The sequence below is a fragment of the Nitratireductor soli genome, assembly GCF_001050155.1.
GTDB classification, from domain to species: Bacteria; Pseudomonadota; Alphaproteobacteria; order Rhizobiales; family Rhizobiaceae; genus Nitratireductor; species Nitratireductor soli.
Genome location: NZ_LFVY01000002.1, coordinates 15,746 through 29,840 on the forward strand (window position 1 = coordinate 15,746; position 14,095 = coordinate 29,840).

16 protein-coding genes are annotated in these 14,095 nt (G+C 64.3%); 7 read left to right on the forward strand and 9 right to left on the reverse strand.

The window, feature by feature from the left end:
* Positions 1 to 140: 140 nt before the first annotated feature.
* The 3 genes from fdhD to AB843_RS02530 all read left to right on the forward strand — a co-directional run bounded on the left by fdhD (position 141) and on the right by AB843_RS02530 (position 1,617).
* Positions 141 to 968: a formate dehydrogenase accessory sulfurtransferase FdhD gene (gene fdhD, locus AB843_RS02520; protein ID WP_048645232.1), complete on the forward strand. Its 828-nt coding sequence runs from the start codon at positions 141 to 143 to the stop codon at positions 966 to 968.
* Positions 958 to 1,203, forward strand: a complete 246-nt coding sequence (locus tag AB843_RS02525) for a formate dehydrogenase subunit delta (protein WP_048645233.1) — start codon at positions 958 to 960, stop codon at positions 1,201 to 1,203. Before fdhD ends, AB843_RS02525 begins: the two co-directional genes overlap by 11 nt.
* 150 nt (positions 1,204 to 1,353) lie before the next feature.
* Positions 1,354 to 1,617 carry a tautomerase family protein gene (locus tag AB843_RS02530; protein ID WP_082143611.1) on the forward strand — a complete coding sequence of 88 codons (264 nt, stop codon included), beginning with the start codon at positions 1,354 to 1,356 and terminating at the stop codon, positions 1,615 to 1,617.
* 37 nt (positions 1,618 to 1,654) lie between these two features.
* Here the strand turns inward: AB843_RS02530 and AB843_RS02535 are convergent, their stop codons facing one another.
* Positions 1,655 to 2,275 (reverse strand): helix-turn-helix domain-containing protein, encoded by a 621-nt coding sequence (locus AB843_RS02535; protein ID WP_048645235.1) that lies wholly within the window; start codon positions 2,273 to 2,275, stop codon positions 1,655 to 1,657.
* A gap of 154 nt (positions 2,276 to 2,429) precedes the next feature.
* Here AB843_RS02535 and AB843_RS02540 point away from each other — a divergent pair, with 154 nt between their 5' ends.
* Positions 2,430 to 3,908 (forward strand): ABC transporter substrate-binding protein, encoded by a 1,479-nt coding sequence (locus AB843_RS02540; protein ID WP_048645236.1) that lies wholly within the window; start codon positions 2,430 to 2,432, stop codon positions 3,906 to 3,908.
* 51 nt (positions 3,909 to 3,959) lie between these two features.
* On the opposite strand, the gene AB843_RS02545 is transcribed toward AB843_RS02540, so the two are convergent.
* A complete protein-coding gene (locus AB843_RS02545; RefSeq protein ID WP_048645237.1) occupies positions 3,960 to 4,868 on the reverse strand; it encodes a LysR substrate-binding domain-containing protein in 909 nt (302 codons plus the stop codon).
* A 116-nt stretch (positions 4,869 to 4,984) separates the two neighbouring features.
* On the opposite strand from AB843_RS02545, the gene AB843_RS02550 reads away from it, so the two are divergent.
* On the forward strand, positions 4,985 to 5,173 hold the full coding sequence (locus AB843_RS02550) for a hypothetical protein (RefSeq protein ID WP_048645238.1): 189 nt from the start codon (positions 4,985 to 4,987) through the stop codon (positions 5,171 to 5,173).
* A 14-nt stretch (positions 5,174 to 5,187) separates the two neighbouring features.
* Here AB843_RS02550 and AB843_RS26250 read toward each other — a convergent pair whose 3' ends face one another.
* Genes AB843_RS26250 through AB843_RS02585 form a run of 7 tightly spaced genes read right to left on the reverse strand, consistent with a single transcriptional unit; the run spans position 5,188 to position 11,930 of the window.
* On the reverse strand, positions 5,188 to 5,565 hold the full coding sequence (locus AB843_RS26250) for a tautomerase family protein (RefSeq protein WP_280136274.1): 378 nt from the start codon (positions 5,563 to 5,565) through the stop codon (positions 5,188 to 5,190).
* Complete coding sequence (locus AB843_RS02560) at positions 5,463 to 6,482, reverse strand: ABC transporter ATP-binding protein (protein WP_425286790.1); 1,020 nt, start codon at positions 6,480 to 6,482, stop codon at positions 5,463 to 5,465. The genes AB843_RS26250 and AB843_RS02560 overlap by 103 nt, the downstream gene beginning before the upstream one ends.
* Entirely contained in the window at positions 6,479 to 7,531 is a 1,053-nt protein-coding gene (locus tag AB843_RS02565; RefSeq protein WP_244467878.1) for an ABC transporter ATP-binding protein, read from the reverse strand. Before AB843_RS02565 ends, AB843_RS02560 begins: the two co-directional genes overlap by 4 nt.
* Positions 7,528 to 8,535 carry a dipeptidase gene (locus AB843_RS02570; RefSeq protein WP_048645240.1) on the reverse strand — a complete coding sequence of 336 codons (1,008 nt, stop codon included), beginning with the start codon at positions 8,533 to 8,535 and terminating at the stop codon, positions 7,528 to 7,530. Before AB843_RS02570 ends, AB843_RS02565 begins: the two co-directional genes overlap by 4 nt.
* 13 nt (positions 8,536 to 8,548) lie before the next feature.
* Positions 8,549 to 9,448, reverse strand: coding sequence for an ABC transporter permease (locus AB843_RS02575; RefSeq protein ID WP_206412772.1), 900 nt, complete (start codon positions 9,446 to 9,448; stop codon positions 8,549 to 8,551).
* Positions 9,449 to 9,458: 10 nt separating this feature from the next.
* Positions 9,459 to 10,376: an ABC transporter permease gene (locus AB843_RS02580; protein WP_048645242.1), complete on the reverse strand. Its 918-nt coding sequence runs from the start codon at positions 10,374 to 10,376 to the stop codon at positions 9,459 to 9,461.
* Between the two features lie 39 nt (positions 10,377 to 10,415).
* On the reverse strand, positions 10,416 to 11,930 hold the full coding sequence (locus tag AB843_RS02585; RefSeq protein ID WP_048645243.1) for an ABC transporter substrate-binding protein: 1,515 nt from the start codon (positions 11,928 to 11,930) through the stop codon (positions 10,416 to 10,418).
* 271 nt (positions 11,931 to 12,201) lie between these two features.
* Here AB843_RS02585 and AB843_RS02590 point away from each other — a divergent pair, with 271 nt between their 5' ends.
* Together AB843_RS02590 and AB843_RS02595 are read left to right on the forward strand one after the other, a co-directional pair.
* On the forward strand, positions 12,202 to 12,792 hold the full coding sequence (locus AB843_RS02590; protein ID WP_048645244.1) for a helix-turn-helix domain-containing protein: 591 nt from the start codon (positions 12,202 to 12,204) through the stop codon (positions 12,790 to 12,792).
* Positions 12,789 to 13,787: a dipeptidase gene (locus AB843_RS02595; protein WP_048645245.1), complete on the forward strand. Its 999-nt coding sequence runs from the start codon at positions 12,789 to 12,791 to the stop codon at positions 13,785 to 13,787. The genes AB843_RS02590 and AB843_RS02595 overlap by 4 nt, the downstream gene beginning before the upstream one ends.
* Positions 13,788 to 14,095: the final 308 nt, after the last annotated feature.

The window sequence follows — 14,095 nt, forward strand, 5'->3', positions numbered from 1 at the left end:
GATCAGGCGGTGGGACGGTTTTTGCCAATCGCTCAAGTAGACAAGAAGGCGGCGGGTCCGTGCCACTCAATCTCCCCCCTTGAGGGGGAGATGCCTGGCAAGGCAGAGGGGGGTATCGCCGCCGCGAGGTTTCAATCGCTATGACACGCCTTCCCGCCACTGCCCGCGTCACCCGCACGGCCCGCCGCACTGGCGGTACGACCGTTGCCGCGCGCATCGTGCCGGAGGAGATGCCCGTCGCGCTGTCCTATGGCGGCACGACCCATGCGGTGATGATGGCGACGCCGGCCGATCTCGAGGATTTCGCCCTCGGCTTCAGCATCACGGAAGGCATCGTTGCGACGGCCGAAGAGATCGAAAGCATCGACATGCAGGAACTTGGCGCGGGCATCGATCTGCAGATCCGCCTGCACGACACGGCCAACCGACGTTTCGAGGCGCGCCGCCGCCGGCTGGCCGGGCCGGTCGGTTGCGGCTTGTGCGGTATCGAGAGCATCGACGAGGCGATGCGCGACGTTCCATCGGTGGCGGCGACCTCGCTCGCATTGTCCTCCAGGGACATCACGCAGGCCGTATCGCTTCTGTCGCAGCATCAGGAACTGCACAAGGAGACCGGCGCGGTGCATGCGGCCGGCTTTTACATAGCCGGCAAAGGAATTGTCGCGGCGCGTGAGGATGTCGGTCGTCACAACGCACTCGACAAGCTCGCCGGCGCCTTGGCCAAGGCGGGCATTGACGGGGCTTCGGGCGCCGTGATCGTCACGTCGCGCGTCTCCGTCGAGATGGTGCAGAAGACGGCATCGATCGGCGCGCCGCTGATTGCCGCCGTATCGGCGCCGACGGCCTTGGCGATCCGCACGGCGGAGCGCGCCGGCATGACGCTCGTCGCGCTGGTGCGCGGCGAGGAATTCGATGTTTTCACCCATCCCGAGCGCGTGACGATTGGAGCGGCCAGACATGTCGCATGACAAGAAGTTCAATTCCGGCAAGCAGCACCTCGTCTACATGGCGAACCAGATCGCGACGTTCTTCACCTCGCAGCCGGGCGACGAGGCGGCCGAGAACGTGGCCGACCACATCAACAAGTTCTGGGAGCCGCGCATGCGTCGCCATCTGTTCGAGATCATCGAACGCGGCGGTGACGGGCTGTCGCCACTGGTGCTGAAAGCCGCCGACAGCATCCGCCGGCCGCAGGCAGCCTGAACGCTGCCATTTCGTTCTCCGCCCTGCCTGTCACTGGCCTGCAGAATGATTTTCAGCGAGACGGCGTCCGCCCGCCGTCTCGAAAGCCGTGTCCGCAGGCCAACGAATTTGTGAAATAGTCTCTTTCTTTTTTACAAATTCGTTATAACAATGGCAATCTTTCACTTTGTAGGTTGTCCGCAGAAGGAACAGGGCATGATCATCACGATCCAGATGGAAAAGGGCAGGAACGACGACACCAAGCGGGCGGCCGCGGCGGCCTTCACCCAGGCGGCGATCGACACGCTGGGCGCGAAATCGCAATGGGTGAACATCCTGTTCGAAGACTACACGAAGGAGAACTGGGCGATCGACGGACGGCTGCAACTTGACCGGCACGGTCCCGGACCCATCACGCTCGGCAACAAGGAATGAACCTGCGGCGGCGGGGCAGCGCGCTCCGCCGGTTCGCTCACTCGACACTTTCGCGATAGAGCGTCCAGATCACCTTGGCGGTCTTGCGCCCGGCATTCAGATAGCGGTGCGGCCGGTTGCTGGCGAAGCGGAAGCTGTCGCCCTCGCCAAGCACATAGCGGCGGCCGTCGACGAACAGTTCGATGCCGCCCTCCAGCACGACGCCCGCCTCCTCGCCCTGGTGGACGAAGGCTTCGTCGCTCGACGAGCCGTCCGGCTCGATGGTCATCATGTACAGGTCGAGGCGCGGCTGGCGGCTGAACGGTGTCAGAAGCTCCTTGTGGATGCCGGTCCGGTCGAGGTCGATGCGCCGGCGCTCGCCGACGCGCGCCACAATGCGGTCGGCCGAAGCATCATCGAGCGCCGGCTCGAACAAATCCGATATCGCCACATCCAGCCCATCCGCCAGCTTCGCCAGAACACGAACCGAAGCGGAGGAGATGCCGCGCTCGATCTGGCTGATGAGCGCAATGGACAATCCGGCCCCGGTGGCGAGATCCTTGATCGCCATGCCGCGCGCCTGGCGCAGATGGCGGATGCGCTCGCCGACCACGTGATCCGTCGATCGCGCGCGCGAATCCTTGTCTGTGCGGGCAGGTGTTTCCGTGTCCACCGACATCCGAAAGTCCTTCGTAAAATCAAATAGTGATTCGATACTTATCTATGAAAAAAGCGTTTGTAAATTCACAAATTTGCTCATAGCATCCAAACAATTCAAAAAGAGGAGAAGGCAAATGCACAGGATCCTCCGCGCATTTGTGATGGCGTTAAGCATGAGCGGCGCTGCGATTGCCGCTGTTTCGGCGGTGCCGGCAACGGCGGCGACGCTGACCATTGCCCAGGATTTCGACCCTTCCGACCTGTTCGGCACCCGCTCCACCAACAACCCCATGCTGGCGATCCTGGAATCGCTGTACATGGACGATCCGCTGTCGGGCAAGATCGAGCCCCACCTGGCGCTCAGCCACGAAATGGTCAACGACAAGGAGTTGCTGATCAAGCTGCGCGAAGGCGTGCGCTTCACCAATGGCGAGCCGATGGATGCCGAGGCGGTGGTGCACAGCATCACGCTTTTCGCCGATCCGAAGCTCGTCCCCGCCTACGGCATCTACGCGCCGATGATCGATCGTGCGGAAGTGGTGGATGCCACGACAGTGCGGCTGCTCCTGTCGCGACCGAGCCCGATCGTCGATCTGCTCCTGGCGCAGATTCTCGTCCTGCCGCCCAAATACTGGGCCGAGGTTGATGCCAAGGGATTTGGCCAGCATCCGATCGGCACCGGGCCTTTCAAGCTGACCGAATGGGTCAAGGACGATCGCATCGTCATGGACGAGAATGGCGATTACTGGGGCGAGCATCCCGAGGGGATCGACAAGCTGGTCTGGCGCACCGTGCCCGAATCGACGGCGCGTGCGGCAGGTCTGAAGACCGGCGAATTCGAACTGGCGATCAACCTGCCGGCGATCGACGCCATCGACATCGAGACGGTCGAAGAGCTTGGCATCTATTCCGGCGAGGTGGCGCGCGTCTTCCAGCTCATCCTGTCCTCGCTGCCCCAGCACCCCGGCCCCGTGCAGGACAAGCGCGTGCGCCAGGCGATCAACTATGCCATCGACAAGCAGGGCATCATCGACGCGCTGTATTACGGCAAGGCAAAGCCGCTCAACGGCCAGGTGATCCTGGCCGGCCAGCCGGGCTATGACCCTGAGCTGAAGGACTATCCCTTCGATCCGGAAAAAGCCAAGGCGCTGCTCGCCGAAGCGGGCTTTCCCGACGGCTTCGAGCTTGAGTTCCGCTGCCCGTCGAACCGCTATCCCCAGGGGCTTGAGACCTGCGAGGCGATTGCCGGCATGCTCGGCAAGGTCGGCATCAAGGCCAACCTGACATTGCTCGAATCCGGAGAATTCATCCGCCAGTTGATCAGCCGCGAATACACGCCGATGGGCATATTGGGGATCGGCGTACCGGATGATCCGAGCTTCGGCCTGGCGCTCTATCGCTCCGACTGGCGCTATTCCTATTACCAGAATCCCGAGCTGGACAAGCTGATCGACGCCAGCGCCAGCGAAACGGATCCCGAAAAGCGCGCCGAGACGATCCGGCAGGCCGGACGGCTCATCCACGACGACGCGGTGATCGGCTTTCTGTTCGGTGCACGCGAGTTCTACGGCTACTCGAACCGGCTGGAGAATTTCGCCACCAACACGGCGCAACGCTTCTTCTTCCACGACATGAAGCTCAAGGAAAAATAGCCGTATCGCAGCGAACGGAAAAGTTCCGGGAAGCTCTGCTTCCCGGATTTTTTATGTGCCCGCCGCGCCGCCATATTCGGCGACGGCGCCAGTGATCCACTCGCGGAAGGCGCGGATTTTCGGCACGTTGCGGCGCCCCTCCGGGTAAACCAGCCAATAGCCGAGCCCGTCGGTGCAGATCAGGTCGAATGGTTGGACGAGCAGGCCCTGCGCGACCTCGTCGCGGTAGAGCGCCGGTGTCAGGATGGCCACGCCGCGGCCGGCGACGGCCGCGCGCGCCGCAAGAGTCTGGACGCCAAGGCGCGGGCTCGGTGGACCGCTCGTGCTGTCGGTGACGACGCCGGCCGCGGCGAACCACTGGTTCCACCAGGGATCGCCGGGCTCGACCAGCGGCAGGCGAAGCAGGTCCTCGGGCTTGGCGATGCCGCCGATGGTTTCGGCCAGTCGCGGGCTCAGCATTGGCGAGAAATTGGCCTCCAGGAGCTTGTGCATGGCCAGACCGGTCCACTGGCCATGCCCGCCGCGAATCGCCGCATCGACATCCTCTGTCTGAAAATCCACCATGTGCTGCGTGGCCTCCAGCCGCACGGCCAGCATCGGGTGCAGCATCTGGAATGCGCCGAGATTCTGCACCAGCCAGTTGGTGGCGAAAGTCTGCGCGACGCTGATGGTCAAGGTCGTCTGCATCGTACCGCGCGCTTCGGCATAGGCCGCGGCCAGCCGTTCGAAGGCGTCGCTGACCGCCGGTGCTAGCCGCCGCCCCGTCTCCGTCAGCACCACCTGCCTTGGCCGGCGCACGAACAGCGGCGTCCCGACGCGATCCTCAATCACCTTGATCTGGTAGCTGACGGCCGCCTGGGTCATGCCAAGCTCTTCACCGGCCCTGGTGAAACTGCCGTGCCGTGCCGCCGCCTCGAAGGCTCTGAGCGCTGCCAGCGGTGGCAAAGCTCCATCGCGCATGGATTAAAATTCCTTATGTCAGACCATCGCAAATCGATTGGAGTTACCGGGAAAATGCAACCAGACTGCGCGGCATAAATCAAGTCAGCTTCTATCGAACTCCGGGAGAGAAACCGATGAACGACGTTTTCTGGAAGGATAGCCGCGAAGCAATGGGGCCGTGGAGCATCATCCCGAGCTGGAACCTCCCCTGGCGCCGCAGCCGCCGCCGACACGGGCACAACACCTATGTCCTGCCGCCCGGCCTGGAATACGACATCGGTCTGACCGACATGCGCCCCGGCCGGCCGCAGGCCTCCCGTTAAGGGGAAGCCTGCGCTCAGCCGTGATCGCCCGGCTTGAGCGGCCCCTTGCGGTCGATCTGCAGGCGCCCGCCGATTGCCCAATCGTCACGCTCGACATCGTTGAAGACGATCGTCACCCAATCCCGTTCGCCGCCCAGCGTCGCGACGATGGCGTCGGTGACGGCGGCGGCCACCTCGCGCTTCTTGTCGGTCGAGCGCCCCTTGTCGAAGGTTATGGTGATGAACGGCATGTGGTTCTCCTTTGTGGTTGAAGGACGGAAAGGAATGGCAGGACGGATGCGAGGCCAGATCAGGAGATCTCGTCGAGCCTTATGCAGCGCACGAAATGGCCGGGTTCGCGCTCGACCAGTTCCGGCGTCGTTGCGGAACAGGCTGGCACGGCGAACGGACAGCGCGTGCTGAAATGGCATCCGGGTGGCGGGTTGACCGGGCTTGGCACGCTGCCTTCGAGAATGATCTCCTCCGTCTCGACCGTCGGATCGGGAACCGGCAGTGCCGAGAGCAGGGCACGCGTGTAGGGATGGTAGGTCTTGGCGTAGAGGTCGCCGGCCGATGCAGTCTCGACGATGCGGCCGAGATACATGACGGCCACCCGGTCGCACATGTGCTCGACGACGCTGAGATCGTGCGAGATGAACAGATACGCCAGGCCCAGTTCCTCCTGCAGGTCGCGCAGGAGATTGATGATCTGCGACTGGATCGACACGTCGAGCGCCGAGACGGGCTCATCGCAGACGATCAGCTTCGGCTCCAGCGCCAGGGCGCGGGCAATGCCCAGCCTTTGCCGCTGCCCACCGGAGAATTCATGCGGGTAGCGGTCGTGATGCTCGGCGCGCAGACCAACCAGCCTGAGCAGTTCATGCACGCGGTCGCGCCGCGCGGCAGGCTCGCCGATGCCGTGCAGCATCAGCGGTTCCATCAGCATGTTGCCGGCGGTCAGCCGTGGATTGAGCGACGAATAGGGATTCTGGAAGATGATCTGGATCTGCCGCCGGTAGGGCTTGAGCTGCCTGTCGTCGAAGGTGGCGATGTCGATGCCTTCGAAGCGGATCGCCCCGGCGGTCGGTCTGTCGAGGCGCACGATGTTGCGGCCGAGCGTGGTCTTGCCGCAGCCCGATTCGCCCACCAGGCCAAGCGCCTCGCCGGAGCGGATCGTCAGGTCGATGCCGTCGACGGCCTTGACCGAGCGGCGCTCGCGGGCGAACAGGCCGTCATCGATGAAGAAATGACGCTTGAGGCCGCGCACTTCCAGAAGCGCCGGCAAGCGCATCTCGGTCGCCGTGTGTTCGATGCGGGACAGTTCGCTCATGAGGCAGGTGGCTTTCTGTGCAGCCAGCAGCGCACCTGACGGCTTCCGTTGGCGGTCTGGTCTGGCGGCGCAAGCGGTGGCTCCCACTTGCGGCAGGGTTCGTGAACATCCGGACAGCGATCGGAAAAACGGCAGCCGGTCGGCAGCGACAAAAGATTGGGCACGACGCCCTTGATCGTGTGCAGCCGCCGCTGGCGGCCGGCGGCCGGGTCGACGCGGGGGATCGATTTGAGCAGGCCGGCCGTGTAGGGGTGAAGCGGCCGGGCGAACAGGTCGCGCACCGCCGCCTCCTCGACCACCACGCCGGCATACATCACCAGGACGCGCTGGGTCATCTTGGCGATGACGCCGAGATCATGGGTAATGAAGATGATCGATGTGCCGATCTCGGCCTTGAGACGGTTCATCAGTTTCAGGATCTGCGCCTGGATCGTCACGTCGAGCGCAGTGGTCGGCTCGTCGGCGAGCATGATCTGCGGCCGGCAGACAAGCGCCATGGCGATCATCACGCGCTGGCGCATGCCGCCGGAAAGCTGGTGCGGATAATTGGCGTAGCGCATTTCAGGCAACGGGATGCCGACCATCTCCAGCATCTCGATGACGCGCTTTCTCGTCGCCTCGCGGCTCAGTCGCTCATGGGTGCGGATTGCCTCCGATATCTGGAAGCCGATTGTGAAGACCGGGTTCAGCGAAGTCATCGGCTCCTGGAAGATCATCGATACATGATTGCCGCGCACGCGCTTCATCGCGCGATCGGAAAGACGCGCCAGGTCGCCGACGCCCTCGAGCGAAACCGTGCCCTTTGCGATGCGCCCGATTGGGCGCGGCAGAAGCCCCATGATGGACAGCGCCGTCATGCTCTTGCCACAACCCGATTCGCCGACAATGCCCAGCGTCTCTCCACGCCGGAGCGCAAACGAGACATCGTCGACCGCGGCAAGCACACCCTTCTCGACCCGCAGTTCGACCCGCAGGCCCTCGACCCGCAACACCTCGTCGCGTGTCACCGCGTCACGATCGGCATCTGCCATGGCGGCGGTGGCGGTCATGCGCCCCACACCTCGCGATAGACACGCAGAAGATTGCCGCTCATGATTTTCTCGATCGCGTCTTCGCCATGGCCGCGCCGCTTCAGCGCGTCGATCAGGCGCCCTGCCTCGGCCATGCTTTCAAAGCCCTCGGTTGCCTTTTGCTCATAAGTGTACCAGGGCCCGAGAATGCCGGTGACCTCCGGCCAGATGGGCTCTGGACCGTAGAGCTTGAGCCAGGCCTCGCGGGTCTTGGTTGCTTCCGACAGATCGCTGCCCAGCGCCACGTGCTCGATGCCGGCGCGGCTGATCATGTGGTCGACCTGATCGCAGAAATCCTCCAGCGTCGGCCGTGCCTCGATGCCGAGCAGCGGCGGCCACAGGGTCACGCCGACCGTGCCGCCCGTCTCGGCGGCGGCGCGTATCAGCGCGTCGGGAATGTTGCGCGGGCTGTCGCACAGAGTACGCGCGTTGGAGTGGCTGAAGATGACGGGCGCCTGCGAGGCGGCCAGCACGTCGCGCGCCGTGGCATAGCCGCAATGCGACAGGTCGATCAGCATGCCGAGTTCGTTCATCAGCGTTACCCAGGCGCGGCCGGCATCCTTCAGCCCGCCGTTCGGATCCGCCAGCGCGCCGTAGCCGAACCGGTTTTCCTCGTTGTAGACCGGCTGCATGATGCGCATGCCGAGCCGCTGCATGACGCGCAGCAATTCCGGATCATGGTCGAGGAAGGTCGAATCCTGCGTGCCGATGATGATGCCGAGCACGCCGTCTTCCGCGGCCTTCTCCATCTCGACGACCGAGGTGACGATGCGCGCGCGGTCGGCGTTCTCGGCGACGATCCGCAGCAGTTCGGCGATCGAACCCATGCAGGCGGCGATATCCGTGTTCGGCCGCGTCGCCGTCAGGTTGAAGGCGCGGATACCGCCCGAAAGCGTGCGCTCGAACTGGGCGCGGGTCAGCGCGGCGCAATTGAGCCCGTCGACGATGGCCGGATAGGCAAGGGCGGCGGTTGGTGGCGTCATGGTCCGGGCTCCGTCATTCATGGTTGAGCTGCGGGTCGAGCGCGTCGCGCAGCTCGTCGCCGAGGATGTTGAAGGCGAGGATGATCGCGCCGATGGCGAGGCCGGGGAACAGCGATACCCACCAGGAGATGGCGATGTAGTTCTTGCCGTCGCTGATCATGCCGCCCCAGGTCGGCGTTGGCGGCTGCACGCCCAGCCCGAGGAACGACAGCGTGGCCTCGAGCAGGATCATGCGCGCCAGTTCGAAACTGGCATAGACGATGATTGCCGAAAGAATGTTGGGCAGGATGTGGTGCAGCATGATGCGCATCTGCCCGGCGCCGATGGCGCGCGCCGCCTCGACATACTCCAGCCCGCGGACCGACAGCACGGCGCCGCGCACGATGCGCGCGAAACGCGGCCAGCCGGACAGGCCCATGATGATGATGAGATTGGTCAGCGACGGACCGACCACGGCGACGACGGCGATGACCAGCAGGATGACCGGGAAGGCAAGCTGCATGTCGATCAGCCGCAGGATGACAGCGTCGGTGCGCCCGCCATAAAAGCCCGCTGCCAGCCCGGCGGCAACGCCGGCCACCAGCGATACGGCGACCGCCAGCACGCTGACGAGGAGCGTGATACGCGCGCCGAAGACGATGCGCGACAGCGTATCGCGACCCAGATGGTCGGTGCCGAGCCAGAAGCCGTCGACGCCGCCCTGCACGAAGGATGGCGGCTTGAGCCGCAGCATCAGCTCCTGCGCATAGGGATCGTGCGGGGCGATCAGGCCGGGCGCCAAGGCGCAGAGGATCGAGACGATCAGGAAGCCAGCGCACAGGATGACGGCATTCTTGCCGAACAGTCGACGCAGCACCAGCCGCGTCTGGCTCTCGCTGGTCGGGCTGGCGGTGGTTTCGTGCGATACGGCCACGGTGGGCTCCTCAGCGATAACTGATGCGCGGGTCGAGCACCGCGTAGAGAAGATCGACGATCAGGTTGACGACGACGAAGATCAGCGCGAACAGGAAGACGATTGCCTGCACCACCGGAAAGTCGCGCGCATAGATGGCCTGGATCGCCAGCCGGCCGACACCGGGCCAGGAGAACACCGTTTCCGTCACCACCACGCCGCCCATCAGGAAGCCGACCTGCAGGCCGATGACGGTGAGAACCGGGATGAAGGCGTTGCGCAGGGCGTGCAGCCACACCACCGTCGTCTCCCCCAGCCCCTTGGCGCGCGCCGTGCGAATGTAGTCCTGGCCGAGCACGTCGAGCATGCAGGAACGCGTGACGCGGGCGATCAGCGCGATGAGCTGGAACGACAAGGTGGTCGCCGGCAGGACGAGGTGCCACCAGGTGCCGCGCCCGCCGGTCGGCAGCCAGCGCAGCCAGACGGCGAAGACGATGATCGACAGGATACCGAGATAGAAGGAGGGCATCGCCTGACCGACCAGCGTCGTGCCACGCACGGTGATATCGGCCAGCGTGTTGCGCCGGTAGGCAGCCCACACGCCCGACGGTACGCCGATCAGGAGGGTCAGCGCCATCGCTGCCAGCGCCAGCTCGGTCGTCGCCGCCATGCGGTCCATGACGAGCTTGAGCGCCGGCTCGTTGAAGCGCAGGGAGTTGCCGAAATCGCCCTGCATGGCGTGCAGGGCGAATTGGGTGAACTGCACCCAGATCGGCTGATCCAGTCCGTGCAATTTGCGAAATGCTTCGCGCGCCGCGTCCGTGGCATCCGGCGGCAGGATGAGGTCGGTCGGATCGCCGCTCAGATGAGTCAGCGCGAAGGAGACGACCAGGATGCCGAACAGGACCGGCACGGTCAGGATCAGCCGTCTCAAGATGTACTGCAGCATGCGGCTTCGTCTCCCCTGCGCGCGGTCCCTCGTCGGATCCTATTCGTCCAAGGTCACCCCGTAGAAATACATCCGGCCATCGCCGCGCGGCAGGAAATTCTTCAGCCGCGCCGTGGTGCCGTAGAGATCGATGCCGCCATACAGGAAGGCGATCGGCGCCTCGTCATGCATCAGCGCCATCAGATCCTGATAGATCTTGCGCCGCTTCTCGACGTCCATTTCCATCGCGCCCGCGTTGATCAGCGCATCCATCTGCGGATTGGCAATGGGGCTGTAGCGCCAGTCCGACAGGAACTGCGACGCCTGGAAGGAGGGATCGTCCTGCGGCGCCAGCCCGACGAAATACATCGGCGCCAGTTCCATCGTGCGCAGCTGGCGCAGGAATTCGCCCGGCTCCAGGGCGACCATCTCGGCCTTGATGCCGGCCTCTGACAGCATGCCGGCGACCGCCTCGCAGACCTCGCGGTCCTGCGCATAGCGACCCGACGGACATTTGAAGGGGATCGAGAAGCCATCGGGATAGCCGGCTTCGGCCAACAGCGCCTTTGCCTTCTCCGGATCGTGCGGATAGTCGGCTACAGAAGGGTTGAAGCCGAGCTGCGGTTGGCGCAGCACCTGGCCGTGCAGGGGCTCGGCCTTGCCGAAGAACAGGCTCTCGATGATCGCCTGCTTGTCGATGGCGTAATTGACAGCCTGGCGCACGCGCTTGTCCTGCAACGGCCCCTGGTCCTTCGGCAGCGAAGACAGGCCGATCTGGTAGATGCGGTAGCTGGGCACGGGGACCAGTGTCACGTCGGCCTGCCCCTCGAGCGCCGGGGCGACGGAGACCGACAGGTCCTTGGCGATCTGGAACTCGCCGGTGACGAGACCGGCAAAGCGCGCCGCATCGTCCGGCACCGGACGCCAGACGATCTCGTCTATGCCGACCGGCGCCTCGCCCCAATAATCGGGATTGCGCTCCATCACCAGCTTGTCGTCGCGCGCCCAGCTCGTCAGCTTGTAGGGGCCCGTGCCGACCGGCGCCTGGCCATAGGCCTCGAGCCCCATTTCGGTCCACAGCTTGGGCGGCACCACGTGAATCTGGCTGAGCGCCAGTTCCAGCGGCGGATAGGGATATTTGAGCGTCACGCGAACGGTCAGCGCGTCGATCTTCTCGGCGCCGGCGAAGGGCTCGGCGACACGCGCATAGGCGGGTGTCTTCTCCGGATCGATGAAGATGGCGATGCTGTGGACCACGGCGTCGGCATCCATCGGCTCGCCATTGGTGAAGCCGACGTCTTCGCGCAGTCGCAGGATGAACGTGGTCGGCGTCTCCATCTCGTAGCCGGTCGCCAGCAGGGGCTCCACCTTGCCGGTGCGCGGGTCCTGCCAGAACAGCGATTCGACGATGGCCGAGCCGGCATTGAGGTTGTCGGAGGCCGTCGTGCCGTTCGGCCACAGGGTCTGGGGATCGAAATTCTGGGCGATGGTCAGCGTCGTGGCGGCGGCGGGCGTCAGGACGATGGCGGTCGAGAAAGCGGCGGCTGCGACGGTGGATTTCCAGCAAAACGACATGGTGTCCTCCCAGGGCGCACCCTCTTCGGGGTTTATGCGCTGACTTTCGCTCGATCTGCTTTCAGATATGCGGAAAGCAGGCTTTGCGCTTCGTTGCATGATGAATATAAATGATAGTTACACGCCCATAGTGAATTTACAATACAAATTTTCACATATATGCTGACTTGGCGTTTCATGTTCACATCAGGTTCCCGTGCCCGCATCAACACCCCCGCAACGCTCCCCCAGAGCCGACGACAGCGCGACCGATCAGACCGTCGGAGCGCATATGAGGCGCGTACGCCTGGCGCGCGGCCTGTCGCTGCGTCAGGTTGCCGAGAGGGCGGGCCTTTCTGTCGGATTCCTGAGCCAGGTGGAGCGCGGCCTGTCATCCGCCGCCGTCCGGGTTCTGGCGGTGGTGGCCGATGCGCTCGATGTGGCGGTGGCCGATTTCTTCGATGGTCGCGATCAGGATTCCGGCCATGTCGTCACCCGGGCTCATGAGCGCGGCTCCATTACCTTCGGTCCGGATGGGGGACGCAAGGAACTGCTCACCGTGCATGGCGAGCAGCGCGGCCTCGACCTGTTTTTCATCCATCTGGGCCCGGGCGATTCCAGTGGGCCGGATCCCTACAGCCATTGCGGCATCGAGGCTGCCCACGTGATTGCCGGCGGTATCGAACTGGAGGTCGACCGGCGCACCTATCTGCTTGGCGAGGGCGACAGCTGCGGCTTTCCAAGCAGCCGCCCGCACCGGTTCAAGAATGCCGGCCGGCGCGACACCCTTGTCCTGTGGGCCAATTACCGCGGCTCCGGCGAAAAGACGCCGGGCATATCCGAAACTTCCAGCACTGCAACCAGTACGGAGATACTGCCATGACCAAGTCCTGGGCCATCGACGGCCTCAATTGCGCCGGCGTCAATCGCGAGCAGATGGAGAAGACGTTGAAGGGCGGCGTCCACGCCATCAACCTGACGGCGCTGCGTCCCTATGGGGGGCTGGTCGACAGCCTGGTTTTCCTCGAGCAGACGCGTGCCGTGATCGAGGCGATGGACGATGTCGCCTTCGTCGCCAGGACGGCGGCCGACATCGAGAAGGCGGCCGAAACCAACCGGGTCGGCATCATTCTCGGCACGCAGGATTCGACCATGGTCGAGGCGGATGTGAAACTGCTCGCCACCTTCAAGGAACTGGGCATTCGCATCCTGCAGCCCAATTACAACAAGCCGAACCGCTTCGGTTGCGGCGCGCCGCAGGAAGGGCCGGAGGATACGGGCATGACCGAGGCCGGCCGCGAATGGCTGGAGGAGATGCATCGGCTGCGCCTGATCATCGACCTGTCCCATTGCGGCCACCGCACCACCAGCGCGTTCATCGCTGCCAGCAAGGGCCGGCCGCTGGTCATCAGCCACGCGAATGCGTTCGCCGTCTGCCCCAGCCTGCGCAACAAGACGGACGATCACATCCGCGGCGTTGCCGAGACCGGCGGCCTGACCGGCGCCGTCATGTGGTCGCCGGCCGTGCGTCATGACGAACGCCCGACCATGGACGACTACCTCAACCACATCGACCGCCTGGTTAAGGTCGGCGGCATCGATCATGTCGCCTTTGCCAGCGACGTGGTGGAATCGCCGCGTCCCGATCCCGAGAAATGGGACAAATCCTACGGTCCCAATGGCGCCGACCAGAAGATCACCGGCGTGCTCGGCGACTGGTATGTGTTCGAGACACGCCTCAACGCCGATTTTCAGTCGCTGACCGACACGCCGGCCATCTGGGAAGCGATGCGCAAACGCGGCTATGGCGAGGACGCGGTGGAGAAGGTGATGCGCGGCAACTGGCTGCGCGTGATGAAGGATATCTGGGGCGAATAGCCGGCGCACTGCAGCCGGCGTGGCGCGCCGGCTGCAGCTTTGTTGCGGACCCGCGCGCAGGGCTGGCGCGCTGCCGCGAAAACGGCCACCTTCTGGTCAAGGATCACGACGTTCATGTGAAGTGTTTCATCCTGCCAATTGTCCTGATGCGCGCTTTGATAGCGCCTGCGTTCGCACAAGAAGCGTCCACGGGCGAAGCGCCTTAGCGGCTTCACCGTATGATTTCGCAACAGCCCCGCAGTGAGGTCATCCCGATGCAACATTGGAGCATCTGATGGCTTCGCTGGAAAAGGTCCTGGAACGCCGTC